General features: G+C 30.1%; 17 protein-coding genes. 9 read left to right on the top strand and 8 right to left on the bottom strand.

The features are described 5' to 3' along the window. Nucleotides 1–42: 42 nt before the first annotated feature. Together B3M86_RS01720 and B3M86_RS01715 are read right to left on the bottom strand one after the other, a co-directional pair. A complete protein-coding gene (locus B3M86_RS01720) occupies nucleotides 43–2,508 on the bottom strand; it encodes a bifunctional UDP-N-acetylmuramoyl-tripeptide:D-alanyl-D-alanine ligase/alanine racemase (protein ID WP_291076663.1) in 2,466 nt (821 codons plus the stop codon). Beyond that, nucleotides 2,495–3,091, bottom strand: a complete 597-nt coding sequence (locus B3M86_RS01715) for a thymidine kinase (RefSeq protein WP_038336222.1) — start codon at nucleotides 3,089–3,091, stop codon at nucleotides 2,495–2,497. The genes B3M86_RS01720 and B3M86_RS01715 overlap by 14 nt, the downstream gene beginning before the upstream one ends. 151 nt (nucleotides 3,092–3,242) lie before the next feature. Here B3M86_RS01715 and B3M86_RS01710 point away from each other — a divergent pair, with 151 nt between their 5' ends. The 6 genes from B3M86_RS01710 to B3M86_RS01685 all read left to right on the top strand — a co-directional run bounded on the left by B3M86_RS01710 (nucleotide 3,243) and on the right by B3M86_RS01685 (nucleotide 10,323). Further along, nucleotides 3,243–4,214 (top strand): hypothetical protein, encoded by a 972-nt coding sequence (locus tag B3M86_RS01710; protein WP_291076665.1) that lies wholly within the window; start codon nucleotides 3,243–3,245, stop codon nucleotides 4,212–4,214. After that, nucleotides 4,165–5,511, top strand: coding sequence for an MATE family efflux transporter (locus B3M86_RS01705; protein ID WP_312068455.1), 1,347 nt, complete (start codon nucleotides 4,165–4,167; stop codon nucleotides 5,509–5,511). Before B3M86_RS01710 ends, B3M86_RS01705 begins: the two co-directional genes overlap by 50 nt. Before the next feature lie 70 nt (nucleotides 5,512–5,581). Continuing rightward, nucleotides 5,582–6,574: a hypothetical protein gene (locus B3M86_RS01700; protein ID WP_148097316.1), complete on the top strand. Its 993-nt coding sequence runs from the start codon at nucleotides 5,582–5,584 to the stop codon at nucleotides 6,572–6,574. 280 nt (nucleotides 6,575–6,854) lie between these two features. Next, on the top strand, nucleotides 6,855–7,823 hold the full coding sequence (locus B3M86_RS01695) for an O-antigen ligase family protein (protein WP_291078951.1): 969 nt from the start codon (nucleotides 6,855–6,857) through the stop codon (nucleotides 7,821–7,823). A gap of 3 nt (nucleotides 7,824–7,826) precedes the next feature. After that, nucleotides 7,827–8,915: a glycosyltransferase gene (locus B3M86_RS01690; protein ID WP_286495683.1), complete on the top strand. Its 1,089-nt coding sequence runs from the start codon at nucleotides 7,827–7,829 to the stop codon at nucleotides 8,913–8,915. A 13-nt stretch (nucleotides 8,916–8,928) separates the two neighbouring features. After that, complete coding sequence (locus B3M86_RS01685) at nucleotides 8,929–10,323, top strand: exopolysaccharide biosynthesis polyprenyl glycosylphosphotransferase (protein WP_291076669.1); 1,395 nt, start codon at nucleotides 8,929–8,931, stop codon at nucleotides 10,321–10,323. Between the two features lie 81 nt (nucleotides 10,324–10,404). Here B3M86_RS01685 and B3M86_RS01680 read toward each other — a convergent pair whose 3' ends face one another. Beyond that, entirely contained in the window at nucleotides 10,405–10,593 is a 189-nt protein-coding gene (locus tag B3M86_RS01680) for a hypothetical protein (RefSeq protein ID WP_125349128.1), read from the bottom strand. Between the two features lie 39 nt (nucleotides 10,594–10,632). On the opposite strand from B3M86_RS01680, the gene B3M86_RS01675 reads away from it, so the two are divergent. Further along, the gene (locus B3M86_RS01675; protein WP_286495685.1) at nucleotides 10,633–11,577 is read left to right on the top strand and encodes a DUF6427 family protein; all 945 of its coding nucleotides are present in this window, start codon (nucleotides 10,633–10,635) and stop codon (nucleotides 11,575–11,577) included. Here B3M86_RS01675 and B3M86_RS01670 read toward each other — a convergent pair. Both B3M86_RS01670 and queD read right to left on the bottom strand, forming a co-directional pair. Continuing rightward, nucleotides 11,512–12,339, bottom strand: a complete 828-nt coding sequence (locus B3M86_RS01670; RefSeq protein ID WP_291076671.1) for a UDP-2,3-diacylglucosamine diphosphatase — start codon at nucleotides 12,337–12,339, stop codon at nucleotides 11,512–11,514. The two genes, B3M86_RS01675 and B3M86_RS01670, sit on opposite strands and share 66 nt — an antisense overlap. Beyond that, complete coding sequence (queD, locus tag B3M86_RS01665) at nucleotides 12,315–12,767, bottom strand: 6-carboxytetrahydropterin synthase QueD (protein ID WP_180905560.1); 453 nt, start codon at nucleotides 12,765–12,767, stop codon at nucleotides 12,315–12,317. The genes B3M86_RS01670 and queD overlap by 25 nt, the downstream gene beginning before the upstream one ends. 34 nt (nucleotides 12,768–12,801) lie before the next feature. Between queD and B3M86_RS01660 the strand changes: the two genes are divergently transcribed. Further along, nucleotides 12,802–13,467: a ComF family protein gene (locus tag B3M86_RS01660; protein ID WP_221854032.1), complete on the top strand. Its 666-nt coding sequence runs from the start codon at nucleotides 12,802–12,804 to the stop codon at nucleotides 13,465–13,467. A gap of 27 nt (nucleotides 13,468–13,494) precedes the next feature. Beyond that, nucleotides 13,495–15,252: an Ig-like domain-containing protein gene (locus B3M86_RS01655; protein WP_291076673.1), complete on the top strand. Its 1,758-nt coding sequence runs from the start codon at nucleotides 13,495–13,497 to the stop codon at nucleotides 15,250–15,252. A gap of 21 nt (nucleotides 15,253–15,273) precedes the next feature. On the opposite strand, the gene B3M86_RS01650 is transcribed toward B3M86_RS01655, so the two are convergent. From B3M86_RS01650 to radA, 3 genes are all read right to left on the bottom strand, one after another. Next, entirely contained in the window at nucleotides 15,274–15,684 is a 411-nt protein-coding gene (locus B3M86_RS01650; RefSeq protein WP_291076675.1) for a DUF2752 domain-containing protein, read from the bottom strand. A 4-nt stretch (nucleotides 15,685–15,688) separates the two neighbouring features. Continuing rightward, nucleotides 15,689–16,066 carry a CD225/dispanin family protein gene (locus B3M86_RS01645; RefSeq protein WP_114998540.1) on the bottom strand — a complete coding sequence of 126 codons (378 nt, stop codon included), beginning with the start codon at nucleotides 16,064–16,066 and terminating at the stop codon, nucleotides 15,689–15,691. A gap of 75 nt (nucleotides 16,067–16,141) precedes the next feature. After that, entirely contained in the window at nucleotides 16,142–17,506 is a 1,365-nt protein-coding gene (gene radA / locus B3M86_RS01640; RefSeq protein ID WP_114998538.1) for a DNA repair protein RadA, read from the bottom strand. Nucleotides 17,507–17,540 lie beyond the last annotated feature (34 nt).

The raw sequence follows: 17,540 nt of genomic DNA, 5'->3' as shown, positions 1-17,540 counted from the left end.
TTACAAAAAAAGAGCTACTATTCAGTAACTCTTTTCAATAAATTATTCTTTGTAATAAACGCGTTTTATACGTTGGGAAACCGAAGTTAAGACTTCATAAGGAATTGTTCCTAACCATTCGGTAACGTTAGCTAAAGTTGGCGAGTTTCCAAAAATAGTCACTTCGTCACCTTCTTTACATGGAATATCGGTAACATCAACCATCATCATATCCATACAAATGGTTCCGGTAATTGTAGCCAAATGCCCGTTGATACCTACTTTTCCTTTTCCATAACCAAGTGAACGACGAATTCCGTCTGCATAACCAACAGGCAAGGTTGCAATTTTGGTATGACGCTCCGCTGTAAAACGACGACCATAGCTTACAGTTTCGCCTTTTTCAATCTCTGAAATCTGAGAAATTACCGTTTTGAAACGCACAACAGGTTTCAAATATTTCTCCATAAAATCGGTATATTCAGAGTAGCCATACATTCCGATTCCTAAACGAACCATGTCATATTGATGTTCTCCATACGCTACAATTCCAGGAGAATTTAACGCATGTTTGATTGGTTTTATGTTTAAAGCAGTTGTAATTGCCGCATAACTATTATCAAAACGTTCTAATTGATATTTCGCATATTCTTCTTCCTCTGGCATATCTGCAGTTGCTAAATGCGTGAAAATTGAGCGAACATAAACATGTGAATTATCTTTTAGAATTGCAATTAATTCTTCGAAATCATCTTCGTGAAAACCAAGACGATTCATACCTGTTTCCATTTTTAGGTGAATTGGATAAGGTGAAGAAATTTGTTTTTCTTGTAGTTTCTGAATGAATAATTTCAAAACACGTAAACTATAGATCTCTGGTTCCAATTGATAATCGATAACAGTAGAGTAACTACTTTGTTCCGGGTTCATGACGATAATTGGAATGGTAATTCCAGCTTCGCGCAATTCTTTTCCTTCATCTGCAATCGCAACGCCTAAGAAATCGACACCGTTATTTTGTAAGGTATTTGCTACCTCAAAACTTCCTGTTCCATAACTATTCGCTTTTACCATGCACATCAATTTTGTGGTAGGTTTTAGCAATGAGCGGTACACATTTATATTTTCGATCAGGTGTTGCAAATTAATTTCAAGAACAGAATCGTTGGAACGTGTTTCTAATTCACTCGAAATTTTTTCTAATTTGAACGGACGAGCGCCTTTTAATAAAATAGCTTCGTTGTCGACGTTTTGATGACGGAACTGCTCTAAGAATTCTTCAGTCGAATTGAATGAACGAACATAGGATTCAAATAAATGTTTGAACTGAGAAATTTTTTCTCCAATTAAAACTATCTCATCAAAATGATAAGGGTTGACTAAATTGGCTGCTTGTTGATATAAATCGTGGTCAGATAAGTTACTTTGTAAAATATCCGTCAACACCAACGATTTTTTGTCGCGTGGTTGTTGATTTAACACATTTAGACCAATTTTTAATGAATTTAGATCAGAATTGAATGTATCATTAATTAAAATTGAATGATTAATCGCTTCTTTAATTTCCAAACGCATTTCGATTGGTAGAAGTTGACTAAATTCGTTTTTAAGTTGTTTATAATCAATATTTAAACTGATTAAAGTCGTTAAGCAAATTAAACTATTTTTAATCGAAGCATCATCGATAAAAGGAATCGAATAGGTGAATTCTTCTTGATTATGTAAAATAGAAATTTGTGTATTAGTCTGATTACTTTGTATTTGCTTGATTTGTACAGTGGCAGAATTGGAGTAACCATAAGTGTATTTATCTATTTGTGCTAAATGAGCGTTTTCAAGAATAGCTTGATGTACTTTTTCATTCTCGATATTGAAAACTAATTTATCAACATGAGAAAATAGTTTCAGTTTTTCCTGAATCAATTCATCTTGATTTTTGAAATTCTCTAAATGCGCTTCTCCGATTTTTGTCAACACACCAATTGTAGGTTGAATAATTTCTTCGAGATTTTGCATTTCATTTGGCATCGAAATTCCAGCTTCGAAAATACCCAAATCGTTTTTCTCTTCCATTTGCAAAACAGAAAGTGCTGCTCCGAATTGAGAATTGTAACTTTTTGGACTACGAACAATCGAGAATTTTTTCCATAACAATTGATTCAACCACTCTTTGACAATCGTTTTTCCATTGGAACCGGTAATTCCGATCACAGGAAAATGAAATTGTTTGCGATGAATTTTTGCCCAATTTTGCAAAGCAAGTAGCGGATTTTCAACCTCGATAAAATTTGTATGAGGCAAATTTGTCAACGCTTTTTCTACGACAAAATTTCGAATTCCTCTTTGATAAGCATCTTGCAAAAACAAATGTCCGTCTTTTTGGTTTCCGTGAAAAGCAAAGAAAATTCCGTGAATTGGATTGACAATCATGCGCGAATCAAAGAAAATTTGACTGATGATTTCGTCTCCATTTCCAATCAAAGTACCGTTGATGATACTTGCAATTTGATTTAGATTATAAGTTTTCAACTTTATGTTTGTTATGTTCTTCCCAGAAAGCAACTCGGCTTAATGGTTCATATTCTAGTACTTCGCCAAGTTCTACAAGACGATCACTGTCAATTTTTCGGTGCGAATAATTGGCTAAATTTCCTGTACGAACGCAGATTGCATGCACTTTTGTTACATACTCGGCAGTCGCCATTAAATTGGGCATTGGACCAAAAGGACGACCTTTGAAATCCATGTCCAAACCAGCTACAATAACGCGTTTGCCTTCGTTTGCCAATTGATTGGCTACGTCTACAATTCCTTCATCAAAAAATTGTGCTTCATCAATCCCTACCACATCGCAATCATCAGCCAATAATAAAATTGCTGAAGAATACTCAACTGGCGTTGATGTAATAGAATTTTGATTGTGTGAAACGACTTCGCGGTCCGCATAACGCGTATCTATCGTAGGTTTGAAGATTTCGACACGTTGTTTGGCAAATTCGGCACGTTTTAGACGGCGTATAAGTTCTTCGGTTTTACCAGAAAACATTGAGCCACAGATGACTTCTATCCATCCACTTTTTTTGTTATGATTAAAGGTATTTTCGAGGAACATAGTTCAAATAATTTAGATTAAAATATGAGAACAAATTTACGGAATAAATTAGTTGAATGAAGTAAAAAATTAAATGAAGATAGAGATATAAGAAAAGTTAAATAAATGCGTTCTAAACTTTAATGTTATAACAACAACACTTATTTATTTTATGGAAACTCAACAAGAAAATAATAATCAAGAAATTGATTTGGTTTTTTTAGCGAAGAAAATTAAAGGTTTTTTTCTATCAATAGGTTTTTTAATCCTACGATTAATCAACTTTATTATTCGAAACAAAATAATAGTAATTATCTTGTTCATTTTAGGTATATCTCTTGGGGTTTATTTTGATAAAAAATCAAAAAATAATTTTAAAACAGAAGTTGTTGTTGTTCCAAATTTTGATAGCGTCGATTTACTTTATTCAGAAGTAGAAAATTTTAAATCGAACTTAAATTCGAACAAATCTAAATATGACTTTTTGAATGATGTTGTAGATTTAAGAATAGAATCTATAGAAAATATAAATAGTATTCTTACAGATAAGGATAATTTGGAAATTTTTAAAGTATTAACATCAAATGGACAAGATTTATCTAAAATTTTGAAAAATGAAGAGTTTAAAAAGAATTATAAATATCATTTAATCACGTTGAAAACAAATTCATCGGTGAATTCTCAAAAAATCATTGATTTTTTATTAAATATTATTAATTCTAAACCATATTATAAACAAAGGTCTGCTTTCGCAATTAAAAATCAAACTAATGCTAAACAACAAGCAGAAAAGAGTATTGAACAAATTAATAAGATTCTAGAAAATTTAGGAAATGGAAGTGTTTCTGTTGTTGGTAAAGATTTGAATATTAATAGTTATGATCAATTATCTAATGTAATTGAGATGAAAGATTATTATATGAAAAAATTAGTTGATATTAATACTAAGTTAATTGAGTATAAATCTACTATTTATCCTGTTAATACATCTTTTAACAATAAAATACACCAAAAGATATATGAAAAAATGGTAGTTATTTTACCACTTTTTTTGATTGGTTTCTACTTGTTTTTGTCTTATATCAAATATTTGTATGCGAAGTACAATAATCTATACCAAAAGACAAAAATTACAAATGCTTGAAAAGAGCAAAAATATTATCAAAAACAAGGAAATTAAACAAGGTTTAATCACACTTTTTTTAAGAGGAATTGGTGTATTGACGTTATTTGGTTTTACTATTTTTTTTAATCGAAATTTTGATTCTTCTGTGGTGGGCGATTACGAGTTTACTCGTATGTTTTTACTCGTATCAGGAAGTATTTGTTTGTTCGGCACAGATATCTCTATTTTATATTTCGCAGGAAGATTGAAAAGCGAAGAAAGATTTTATGAACTAAAAAAATTGTATTATAAAATATCAATTCTAAGTTTTCTTTTTTGTTTAATAATAGGACTTATTTTTTTTATTTTTTTTGATTCAACTTTTATTAATTCTTTTTTTGGTTCGGAAAACTCATATAAAATAACATCTTATAGTATATTGTTTTTATTTTTTAATGTTTGGACTCTTTTTAATACGGAGGTTTTGAGAGCTCTTGACCAAATTGTTTGGTCTGAATTATTTCGAAATACATTCAAGTTCTTTCCTGTTATCTTTGGCGCAATCATTTTATATGGAAGTGAAAAAGAGGAAAGTATTGTCTTTTATTATATTTTAGGTTTTGTAATTCTAGGTCTTATTACTTCAGTTTTTGTATTAGTCCTTTTGAGTAAAATTCCGAAATCAAAACATAATTATTCATCAATAACTTATCGCGAAATAATAGATTATTCTTTGCCAATGGGAATAAGTAGCTTTGCAGTTTATTTATTTTCTACAATTGATATTATTATTTTGAGAAACTATTTTTCGAGTTCAGATGTGGCTTTATACGCTTTGGGAATAAAAATAATGGCAATTTTGAGTATGGTAATTTTAAGCATCAATGTTAATCTTTCGCCACAGATAGCTGAACTTTATTTGAAGAATGAGTTAGACGAGTTAAAGAAGGTTTTAAGACATTCGAGTCGATTTATTTTTCTGTTAAGTGTAACAATAGGCTTAATAATTATTTTATTTTCTGATTACATTTTACCAATATTTGGAGCAGAATATATTGCAGCGAAAACAGCTTTATTAATTCTTGTTATTGGACAAATTTTAATTTCAAGTTTAGGAAGTTCGGCTGCTTACTTGAATATGACAGGAAGACCAAAAGTTTTTCGTAGTTTTCTATTGATTGCTTTGCTAATTAATCTTTCCTTGAATTTAATTTTGATTCCTAAATTTGGAATAATAGGAGCGTCTATAACGTATGTTTTAACAATTCTTTTTTGGAACTTATGTGCTGTTATATATATTTACCAAAAGGATAAAATAAAAATTTATATCAATTGAAATGAGAGTTACTCTACAAAAAAATAAGTTAACATTTATACTTCTTTTTTTATTGTCAATTCTTATCGCATTGATAGGAGAGAAAGTATTGCCACAGAAGTTCTTTATAGATGCTAATACAATTGTTTTTGATTATTATAATGAAGCAGGTTTCAAAGGAAGTTATCCGCTTACAATGTCTTTTTATAAATATACTCAGTTAGGTAAATTACCTTTTAATGTAGTAGGTGTTTTTCAGTTGTTTTTTTATTATATTATTTTATTCAAAATAGGTGTACCAAAGGATTTTCATATCCTTACTATAAAAAATATAATTGTTTACTTAGCTTTTTTGATGATAGGAATTTTTATCTCAATGCCTTCAAAAGAGTTTATTACATTTCTATTTATTTCACAAATTGTTTTCTTATTTCAATCTAAAAAAATAGGGTTTGATTTATCACTTTTATATTCTTTTTTAATATTAATAATATTTGGAATATTCTTCAGGTCTTATTTTGCATTAATACCTGTTATATCTATTTTATTATACTTTATTTCGAAAATAAAGTATACAAACAGGACATTCGGAATAATAATAATAAGTGTATTAGTAATAATTCTATTTTCAGCGTTACATTATTTAGCAAAGGGAGAATTTTTTTCTGATTTAGCAAGAAATTCTGTAAATGAAGTTAGACAAGGCTCTGAAGATGCAAACTCTATGATAATTCCTCCATTAGAACCTACAGGATTATTAGCAGAGTTAGTGAATACTTTTTATAGTTTTTTATCAGTTAATTTCCCAATTGTAGAATATAAGCATTTATTATCACCTCGAATTTTTCTATTTATTATTTGGCAGATTTTATTTACAATAATTTTTATAGTTCGTTTTTCGTGGGCCATAAAAGATCCGATAAAGAATAATAGAATATTATGGATATTTTATTTTCTGTTTTCTTATCTAGCAATCCAAAGTGTTTTTGAGCCAGATTTAGGTTCAGCAGTTAGACACAAAATTGGAATTTTACCATTGTTTTATTACGTTTTCTACTATGATAGTTTCTCTAAAAAAGTATAATCAAATTAATCAGTTATTGATCATACTAATTGCATGTACAATTGTTTTTAGGAGTATTTGTACACCTATTATTATACTTTTTTTAGTGTTTAATTTACTTCATTATAAGTTTATCATTATTGAAAAAAAACATTTTAAAGATATTCTAATCATAAGTTCTCCGTTATTAATTAGTTTACTGTTTTTTTTCAATAATGATACAATTTCAGGAGGATTCAAATCTGTAGAAAAATTATTGACATTAATTATTTTTCCAATTTTTGTTTTAACGAATAAAAACTTGAATATCAATTTTATTCTAAATCAATATAGGATCTGGTTTCTCGTTATATTATTAGGGTTTTTAGTCAGATTTGTTTTAATTTTTCCTGAGAAAATAACGAAATATATTAATGGAATTGATTTGATAGAAATTGGTTATCAATTTGCAATTTCATTAGGCTCGCATGCACCATTACTTAATTTACAGGTTGGATTTTTGAGTGTAGTTCATTTTTATTTTTTGATTCAATCAATTGTAAATAAACAATTTTATAGAATGTTTTTTAACATCATTCTATTTTTCCTTTCCTTTTGTTTAGTCCTAATTGTCAATACTCGTGTCACGTTATTAGCTGTTATTATTTGCGTTGTTATTATTTTGGTAAGAGAACTTATTTCTATATTTTCATTAAAGAAAACAATGATTGGTTTATTCGCAGGGTTAATGATAACTACCACAATAATAGGAGGTTTTGTTAAACTTAATCCTTATATGTACGAGAAATACTCTTCGGTTACTTTTATACATATGGATAAAGTTGGAAAGCTAGATGAAATTAAAAATCCAGAAATTGTAGTGTTTAATGCTTTGGTGACAAGAGTCTCTATTTGGAAAGCATCTGTAGAAGTCGCAAAAGAAAATTTACCTTTTGGAACAGGAGCAGAGATGGGTAAAAAAGAACTTTTTGATTATTATAAAAAGACAAATCAACATTTCTTAGCTAAGTACGAATTTCCAGTTCATAATCAATTCTTAGATTTCTCAATAAAATTTGGAGTTATAGGCTTTATAGTTTGTTGTATTTATATATTTTTTCCGTTTTATAAAAGCATAGATTTACTTAATTTCAAATCACTATTTATTTGTTTTGGAACGTTGTTCTTTATTTCGAATTTAACGGATGATTTTTTAATTCGATTTGATGGAATTGTTTTTAGCGGATTATTTTATTCATTGTTTAGTAGTATTTCAACCTTTAAAAAATAATAAATGAAAAAAGCTATAATTATTGATTGGCTTGATAAATACGGAGGTGCAGAAAGAGTAATCGCAAAGCTTAATCAAATTTTTCTTTTTGACGAAGTGTATACTTTGACTAATATTATGAAAAAGGAGGAGTTTTTGGAAATTTTTCCTCAAAAAAACATACAGGTTCACGATACTTTTCTTAGAATTTTAAAAAATAAATTTAGATTTCTTTACTTCATTTTCTTTTGGGTAATAAACCGAATGAAAGTTTCTCCAGAAGTTGATTATTTTATTTCTTCTTCTCATTCTATAGCGAAAGGCGTTACAAAATCTCGAAAAGACCAAATTCATATAAGTTATTTTCAGGCGAGAAATTCAAATTATATCTGGGACGAAATAGACCTATACTTTGGTAAAAGTAAATATCTATTCTATCCATTATTATTAATTCTTAGAAAAATTGATATTAAACAAGCTCAGAAACCTGATTATATAATTTCTAACTCTAAGTTTGTTCAACAATGGGTAAAAAAAACATATAATAGAGAGTCTATTGTAATTTATCCACCCGTTAATTTCGAAAATTTTGAACTTGTAAAACATAAGTCAGATTATTACGTTATTGTAGGTAGAATGGCTTCAATAAAAAGATTTGATGTTGTTATAAAAGCATTTAATCAAAACAAAAAGAAGTTAATAGTTATTGGAGATGGAGAAAAGTTAGATGACCTAGTAAGGCTATCGACCTCAGATAATATCCATTTTTTTGGTTTTTTAGAGTCGAAGTTAGTAGGCGAATATATCTGTAAGGCAAAAGCTTTTATACAAGTTGGTATAGAGGGGTTTGGAATAGCTCCATTAGAAGCGCAAGCTTGTGGTACACCAGTTATTGCTTTTGCGAAAGGAGGTGTTGTGGAAACTGTAATAGATAAACAAACAGGTGTTTTTTTTGATGAACAAACTGAAGAAAGTTTAAATTTTGCAATAAATGAGTTCGAAGAACTTCAATTTGATCAGACTTTAATAAGGAATCATGCATTAAGTTTTTCTCATGAAGTTTTCGAGAAAAAAATGAGAGATTTCGTAGAATCAAAAATAAAAAAAGTATAACGTAAATTTTATAATGGGTAATCTTAATAAATTTAATTTTTCAATAAAAATAGGATTCTATATTTTAGATGCATTGATTATTTTTTTTGGTTTACTTCTTTTTATTTGTAATCAATATCAATATTTTTATCATACTAAGTTAGCTAGACGTCCTTATTTTTCTGAATTACTCGACGCTCATTACAAAGCAATTTTACTATTATTACTCGCTTGGTTTGTTATTTCAGATTATGTAAAACTTTATTCTATAAAAAGAGTCAATTTTCTTAGAGAAATTCTTCGAAAAATAGTGTTGCAAACATTTTTCTTTTCTTTGATTATTTTTACAATTTCTGGAATAAAAAAAGAGGAACTATTAGCGAATCAGTTAATTGTTTCTTTTGTTGTCATTTTATTTGTTTATCTAATCTTTACTCGATTACTAGTATTTTTTGTTAGTCGCTATAATTTTCAAAAGGGGAATGATGTAAAGAATGTTATTGTTTTGGGAGATAATAGTAATACACCACGTTTTAAATCGATTATAGAGAATAGAAAACATTATGGCTATAGAATTATCAAAACAAATAATATTATTGATAATGATTCACTAGAAGCAGTTTTATTATCAAATAAAGTTAAAGAAATATTTATATCTCAATTAGGATTACCTATATCATTACAGGAGCAAAGTATTGTTAACTTTTGCGAAGATCATCATGTAAAAGTGAGTTATATACCTTACTCGTTGAACACAGAATTAGTAAGTTTAGATGTTGTATACATTGATACTTTACCAATTTTTAGATTTAAAAAATTTCCTTTAGAAAAAACGGAAAATAAATTAATCAAATCATTATTTGATGTTATCATTTCTTTTTTTGTTTTAATTTTTATTATGAGTTGGTTGTTTCCGATAATTGCAATTTTAATTAGGTTAGATTCGAAAGGGCCAATATTTTTTAAACAAAAGAGAAGAGGAATCAATGGAGTAGAGTTTGACTGTTATAAATTTAGAACAATGCGTAATGATGGAACAAATTCCATTAAAGCTACAGTAGTTAACGATAATAGAATTACAAAAATTGGAAAGTTTCTTCGTAAAGCAAGTTTAGATGAATTGCCGCAATTTTTTAATGTACTGAACGGAGATATGTCTATTGTAGGTCCACGGCCACACATGATATCACAAGATATACATTACAGTGAAATTATAAGAAAATATAATCTTAGAAATTATGTCAAACCAGGTATTACAGGTTTAGCACAAGTAAAAGGTTATCGTGGAGCTATAGATTGTGATAAAGATATGGAAGATCGTATACGAACGGATATCTTTTACGTACGTAATTGGTCACTTCTTTTAGATTTACAGATTATTTATCAAACGATAGGTTTAATAATAAAAGGAGATAAAAATGCTATATAAAAGATAAAAAAACCTCTTATAAAATTTATAAGAGGTTTCTCGAATTAATTCGAAAATATATTTTATACAATATAAGATAAATTATCTTTCGTATCTTTTTTCATTTTCGGTTCCAAAGCTAGCGATTTTATATAACCACCATCCCATCAATGCGCATCCGATGAATGTAAATAACCATCCAAAGATAACACCAATTGGAGATAATAAGTTTTCAAAAGTCCATTTGAAAATATCACCAATCGCAAAAAATAAATCAGTTATAACTCCCATATTCTAGTTTATTGCTTAATTTGCATCAAAGTTAATAAAATGTTGGTTAATCTACTTGACAAAAGGAATTTTTTTATACAGATTTTTATCATTGTGTTGTTTACGTTACTTGGAGTTACTAATTTTAACAGTATTGATCTGAGTAATTTAGAAAAATTAGGCGTAATCCTAACGTTTTTAACTATAGCTTTAGTTGGATATACTGATAATACAAATGATTTAATTAGCAGATCTTCTTATCCGACTTTCATTTATATTTTATGGATAATGCCTTTTGTAACTGGTTTATCCGATTATCGCATTGCTGGTAGTTTGTTACTTGTTACTTATGTTACGATTAAATTACTCTATTTTGAGTCCGAAAAAAATGATACATATAACGCTTTTGATATTGGCGTTTTTATAAGTTTTGCAATTTTATTAAGTCCACCACTTATTTTTTTAGGAATTGTAGTTTTTACTTACTTCTTGACTTTAAGAGTGGTAGAGCCAAAAATTCCTATTCTTGGTTTTTTAGGATTTCTTTTGCCAATATTAATCGTTGCTCAAGTTAGTTTTCTGCTCGATTATTACTTTATGTTCGATTTTTATAAAGAACAATTAATGTTTACAATGGTACATTTCGAATGGAAACAATTGTTTTTAGTTCCAATTGCAATTATTCTAATTTATTCAATTATCAATCATTTCAAGAATGTGAATAAATTGACAGCACAAAAGAAACGTATCTTTTTGTTGATGCATTTTATGTTTGGAACAATGCTGATTACGTATATTCTTTACGGAGGAAATAACGATGCTTATCTTGCCTTCTTAGGTTTTAGCATTATGTTAATGTTAACAAGATATTTTAGCGAAAGCAAACCCAAAATAGAATGGCTAAAAGAGGCATTTCTTTGGGTTTTTATGATTTGCTTGCTAATTTATAATTTTTATGATAGAATCCCGAGATTCTTCTCCTTGATTACGGAGGTAAGTTTTTAATTCGAATTCTTTTCCATCAAAAACACCATAAGTAAAGTAGTTAATCCAATCGCCAAGATTGATGTGACGTGCTTTGCCTATAGCAATTTCCATTGGTAAATGTCGATGTCCGTAAACTAGATAATCGAAGTATTTTCGATGCAATTGCTTGCGGCTATACATGATTAACCATTCGTTGTCAACGCCTAAGAAATTAACATCTTCGTCACCCGAAATCATTTTGTTTTTTCGTGAAGCTGTAATTCCTAACCACATTGCCAAATCGGGATGAAGTAGATAAAAAAGAAATTGACAAACTTTGTTCGTAAAGACCTTTTTCATGCGTTTGTAGCCTTTATCTCCAGGACCTTTTCCATCGCCATGAACGATAAAAAATTCTTTTCCATTGATGATAAAATCCTGCTTATCTCGGAAAACAATCGCATTGATTTGTTCTTCCAAATAATCTTTCATCCATAAATCATGGTTTCCAACAAAGAAATAAATAGGAATTCCACGATCAGAAATTTCGGCTAATTTTCCTAAAACACGTACAAATCCTTTCGGAACAACGTGTTTATATTCGAACCAAAAATCGAACAAATCGCCAATCAAAAATAAAACACCACAATCGTCTTTTATTTCGTCAAGCCATTTTACAAACAATTTTTCGCGCACCAAACTATCTTTTTCATTCGGAGCACCAAAGTGATGATCCGAAGAAAAATAGGCTTTTTTACCAGCTTCTAACTGAATGTTTATTGGTTGTCCTCCGCTAACCATTCTGCATAAGAATTTTCAGTTTCGTGTAATTTCAAAGCAACCAAATCGATATTCGTTGGTAAAAGAGGTTTGATTTTATCCACAATCCACAAAATCATGTTTTCAGCAGATGGTTGATAATCAGTAAAAACAACATTGTGTCCTTCTGCTAATAATTTTTCTCCTAATGTTTTGTGAGGAGAATTTTCGTTCAATAAAATGGCGTGATCAAAAAGATTAACAATTTCTTTGTTCACAATTTTTTTCAAATCTCCAAAATCCATCACCATTCCAAGTTTCACATCGTTGGTGTCCTCAGAAGGCGTTCCTTTCACAGTTACAAATAATTTGTACGAATGTCCATGTATATTTTTACACTTTCCGTCATAACCATGCAAAGCATGTGCAGTTTCGAACGTAAAAGCTTTTGTAAGTCGAATGATTTTCATTAAATTTAGTACTAAACTTTAATTTGCAAAGGTAATGGAAATCAAAACAATCGTAAATTCTTTGGTTGATTTATTTTTTCCGATGCGTTGTTTGGATTGCCAAGACGTCATTCAAGCTTCGCAATTTCTGTGTGTTTCGTGTTCAACAAAACTCGTTTTCACACATTTTAATTTCGATCAAAATAATCGAGCTTATGATAAATTGAGAAATTTTTGCGAAGTTGAAAACGCTTTTTCTTTGTTAGAATTTAAACATCATAACACCACGCAAGCTATTTTACATGAAATGAAATATAGAAATCGCCCAGAAATTGGAATTGATTTAGCGCAGATGATTAAGTTTGATTTGAGTCATTATGACGGAATTATTCCGATTCCATTGCATTCAAAACGATTGAAAACAAGAGGCTACAATCAAGTAGAAAATTTTGCACGAACGTTGGCAGAAATCAACCAGATAAATTATTTTTCGGATGGATTAATCCGAACTAAATACAATTCATCTCAAGTAAATGAAGACAAAAAACACCGATTGGATAACTTGAAAGATGCGTTTGAAATCAATCCAAATCTTAAACCTGGACATTATATTTTGATTGATGATGTCTTAACAACTGGTGCAACAATTGCATCGGCAATAAAAAAGTTTAATCTTTCAGAAAATTTTAAGATAAGTGTAATTACCATTGCTTGTGCTTAATAACAAGCTTTTTCTTAACTTGCGCCCATGAATAAGACGACACGTTTTTCGCTTTTGATGTTAACCATTTTGACGGTTATTTCTTGTGCAAGACAAGGTTCACCAACGGGAGGACCTAAAGATGAAACTCCGCCAGTTTTCCTAAAAGCTGATCCAGATACATTGGCTACGAATGTAGATCTTAATTTGCAAGAGGCTACAATCAACTTTGATGAGTACATTCTTCTGAAAGAATACAGCAAAAATGTGGTTGTTTCGCCATCGTTTCAGATTCCCCCAATTGTGACGCCGCAAGCTTTAGCGAAGAAATATATTTCGATTAAATTTCAAGAACCCTTGTTACCAAATACGACGTATAGTTTCAATTTTGGAGATGCGATTCAAGATTTTAACGAAAATAATAAGTTATCAAACTTTCAATATGTTTTTTCGACAGGTAGTTTTATCGATTCGTTGAAGGTAACAGGTCGTGTAAATTCGTCTTATGATTTCAAATTACCAGAAAAGATATTGGTCGGGCTATATAAAGTAGATAGTACATACAAAGACAGTATCATTCTGCAAAAGAAACCATATTACATTGCGAGAGCCAATGATAAAGGAGAATATCAATTAAATTATTTGGCTTCGGGTAAGTATAAATTAATTGCTTTCGAGGATAAGGTAGAAAATGTGATGTACGATTATGGGAAAGAGCGTTTGGCTTTTCATAACGAACCAATTGAGTTGAATGCAAATCAACAAATCAACTTGAATTTATTCAATCAAAAACCAGCTTATCGTAAACCTGAAGCGAGTTTTAAACAAGAAGGTTTAATTGTTTTTAAAACGACAGGAGCAACGGATGATGTTACGATAACACCGGTAGGAAAAGAATTTAAAACGGCTTATATTCAGAAGTTTCCAAAACAAGATTCGATTAATTTTTGGTTCAATCCAAAGGTGGATACAATTGTAGGAAGAAGTGCAAAATTGAATTTCAAGGTTCAACATAAAGATCAAATAGATGAAATAAGTGCATTATATTCAAAATCGAATACAGAACGAAAATTAGAATTTAAAGCATTAAATGATCAAAAATTAGCACCAAATAAACCATTTAAAATTCAGGCAAATGCACCAATAAAATCATTGGATTTATCTAAAATTTATGTATTTAAGGATACAATTTCAATTCCATTTAAAGTTTCGATTGATACAGTGAATGCTCAGAATTTGAATTTTGCTTTTGATAAAAATTTAGATGAAAAATTTGAAGTTAATATCTATCCAAATGCGTTGACAGATGTGTTAGGAGAGAAGAATGATACGCTTGCTTATCCTATAAAAATGGGAACGCGTGGCGATTTCGGACATTTAAAATTAACGCTTCAAAATACTCCAAGCAAACCATTTATCCTACAATTTCTAAAAACAGATAAAGATTATACAGTTTTGGAAGAGTTATATAATCCAGCAAATAAAAACTATTTCGAATTCAATTTTATTGAACCAGGAGAATATTTGTTCCGTTTATTGGTTGATGAAAACGAAAATGGAAAATGGGATACAGGTGATTATTTATCAGGTAAACAGCCCGAACCAATTTATTTGTATCCAGAGCCAATCAAAATTAGAGCGATGTGGGATGCGACCGAAACATGGGTTTTAGGTGAGGCAAATCAACCGGTTTCTTTACCAAATGATGACAAAGATTCGGACAAAAATAGAATACGTCGAGGAGAGTTGAAAGAAGGCGAGGAGCGCCAAAATCCACGAACAACAAATAAGAAATCAGAGGAATAGTTCTCTGATTTTTTTTTAATTCTAACTTTCTGGTGCTAAATATATAAAAGGAGAAATAGGAATATTTCTTAAAATAGAATAAACCAAAAGGAAGATTAAGAAATTTCGCGCAAAACTTGCAGGGAGATGTAATTTGCCTGACATTGATTTGCCTAAAAAAATATTTCCAACAATAGCATAATAGAATTGTACACAAATATAAAGTGCAAAAGGCAAAATAAGATTGTAACGTAAGGATTGTAAAAGATGTCCGTGAACAAGCAAGGAAAAAGCGCGCTGACCACCACAGCCAGGACACCATAATCCTGTTATTTCATGAAACATACATTTGATAGAAAACGGACTTTGGTTGCTGTAATAACTATAAAAATAGACAATTACCAAAATGGGTAAAAGCGTTGCTAGTCCATAAACCAAAATCCGTTTTATCATATGATTAATTTCCGTTAGAGCTTTCTAAAATACTTTTATATTGCTCCATATAAGCATCCATACCTCCTGTAATTAACATCACAACATTAATAATAACACCGATTACGCCTAAACCAATTGCAACGTAAGCTAATAATTTAGAATTTTTTGCTGCTTGTTCAGCACCTGTATAATCACCAATATTGTGTTTTGTATTCACTTGATTTGCAAAAACAATTGCAATAATACCCACAATAGTACCGATGCAACAAGGAGAACAAAGCCCTAAAACAGTACCGATGATGGCCAAGACAAGGTTGTTTTCTGGTTTCGGTTTGATTTCTTCAAAAGAAGATTGTTGTGGTTGATTAAAATCTTGAGTAGATTGGTTAGAATAATCCATAATAATGTTTTTTAGTTTCGAATAAAAATAGAAAAAATAATGTATAAATCAAGTGTTTATAAAATATTTAATATTCTATTGAAATAACATACGATACAAATCTTCAACTTTAGAAATTCTAACGATTCGAATTCCAAAATCTGTATCTTTTATTTTATTGTATTTTGAAACAAAAATTGCATCAAAACCTAATTTTTCAGCTTCGGTAATACGTTGTTCAACACGATTTACAGCTCTTATTTCTCCACTCAAACCAACTTCTCCTGCAAAACAACAATTATCTGGAACAGCAGAATCTTCGCTTGATGAAAGAATTGCTGCAATAACAGCCAAATCAATTGCAGGATCATCCACTCGAATTCCGCCTGTAATATTCAAGAAAACATCTTTCATATTCAATCGGAAACCTGCACGTTTTTCTAAAACTGCCAACAACATATTCAATCGTTTGGCATCAAAACCAGTCGCCGTACGTTGTGGAGTTCCATAAACTGCCGTTGAAACCAAAGCTTGAATTTCAATCAACATCGGGCGAACACCTTCCAAAGTCGCTGCTATTGCATTTCCGCTCAATAATTCATCTTTCTTTGTAATTAACACTTCAGATGGATTTGTGACCTCTCTCAAACCAGCGCCTTGCATTTCGTAAATTCCAATTTCGGCAGTTGAGCCAAAACGGTTTTTATTTGCGCGTAAAATTCGGTAAATATGGTTGCGATCGCCTTCAAATTGTAATACAACATCTACCATATGTTCCAAAATTTTTGGTCCAGCAATTACACCTTCTTTCGTAATATGACCAATTAAAATAATCGGTGTATTAGTTTCTTTCGCATATTGAATCAACTCAAAAGTTGTTTCTCGAATTTGAGAAATACTTCCTGGAGACGATTCTACATAAGTGGTTTGAAGAGTTTGAACAGAATCAACAACAATCAGTTGAGGTTGAATTTCTTTTGCGTGCGCAAATATTTTTTGAGTATTGGTTTCAGGTAAAATAAAACATTGATCCGATTCAATTCCAATTCGTTCAGCACGAAGTTTTACTTGCGAAACTGATTCTTCTCCAGATACATATAAGATTTTAATCGTATCTAACTTTAAGGCAACTTGCAACATCAATGTCGATTTTCCAACACCAGGTTCTCCACCAACTAAAATCACTGATCCAGGAACAATTCCACCACCTAAAACTCGGTCTAATTCTTGGTTTTTTGTCGAAATTCTTATTTCTCCTAATGGATTTATTTCTCGGATATTCAGTGCAAAAGTTTTCTCTTTTTTATCCGATTTATCTTTCCACGATTTTTTTTCGTCGCCTTTGTCTACAATTTCTTCAACAATGGTATTCCATTCGCCACAACTTTTGCATTGTCCCATCCATTGCGAGGTTTGCGTGCCACAGTTTTGGCAGAAATATGTAGTTTTTGTTTTAGCCATAGCTTCAAATTTAGACAAAAATAATCTTTTATCG

Source organism: Empedobacter sp. UBA6305 (assembly GCF_002440405.1).
Lineage (GTDB): Bacteria > Bacteroidota > Bacteroidia > Flavobacteriales > Weeksellaceae > Empedobacter > Empedobacter falsenii_B.
Note: the sequence above shows the minus strand (reverse complement) of the source record. Positions and strands in the feature narration are given on the sequence as shown.

What these genes read in the sequence shown, in the direction of transcription:
- B3M86_RS01715 (WP_038336222.1), bottom strand. Translation starts at nt 3,091, where the DNA reads ATGTTCCTCGAAAATACCTTTAATCATAACAAAAAAAGTGGATGGATA.
- B3M86_RS01705 (WP_312068455.1), top strand. Translation starts at nt 4,165, where the DNA reads ATGCGAAGTACAATAATCTATACCAAAAGACAAAAATTACAAATGCTT.
- B3M86_RS01690 (WP_286495683.1), top strand. Translation starts at nt 7,827, where the DNA reads ATGAAAAAAGCTATAATTATTGATTGGCTTGATAAATACGGAGGTGCA.
- B3M86_RS01685 (WP_291076669.1), top strand. Translation starts at nt 8,929, where the DNA reads ATGGGTAATCTTAATAAATTTAATTTTTCAATAAAAATAGGATTCTAT.
- B3M86_RS01670 (WP_291076671.1), bottom strand. Translation starts at nt 12,339, where the DNA reads ATGGTTAGCGGAGGACAACCAATAAACATTCAGTTAGAAGCTGGTAAA.
- B3M86_RS01660 (WP_221854032.1), top strand. Translation starts at nt 12,802, where the DNA reads ATGGAAATCAAAACAATCGTAAATTCTTTGGTTGATTTATTTTTTCCG.
- B3M86_RS01710 (WP_291076665.1), top strand. Translation starts at nt 3,243, where the DNA reads ATGGAAACTCAACAAGAAAATAATAATCAAGAAATTGATTTGGTTTTT.
- B3M86_RS01680 (WP_125349128.1), bottom strand. Translation starts at nt 10,593, where the DNA reads ATGGGAGTTATAACTGATTTATTTTTTGCGATTGGTGATATTTTCAAA.
- B3M86_RS01655 (WP_291076673.1), top strand. Translation starts at nt 13,495, where the DNA reads ATGAATAAGACGACACGTTTTTCGCTTTTGATGTTAACCATTTTGACG.
- radA (WP_114998538.1), bottom strand. Translation starts at nt 17,506, where the DNA reads ATGGCTAAAACAAAAACTACATATTTCTGCCAAAACTGTGGCACGCAA.
- B3M86_RS01645 (WP_114998540.1), bottom strand. Translation starts at nt 16,066, where the DNA reads ATGGATTATTCTAACCAATCTACTCAAGATTTTAATCAACCACAACAA.
- B3M86_RS01650 (WP_291076675.1), bottom strand. Translation starts at nt 15,684, where the DNA reads ATGATAAAACGGATTTTGGTTTATGGACTAGCAACGCTTTTACCCATT.
- queD (WP_180905560.1), bottom strand. Translation starts at nt 12,767, where the DNA reads ATGAAAATCATTCGACTTACAAAAGCTTTTACGTTCGAAACTGCACAT.
- B3M86_RS01675 (WP_286495685.1), top strand. Translation starts at nt 10,633, where the DNA reads ATGTTGGTTAATCTACTTGACAAAAGGAATTTTTTTATACAGATTTTT.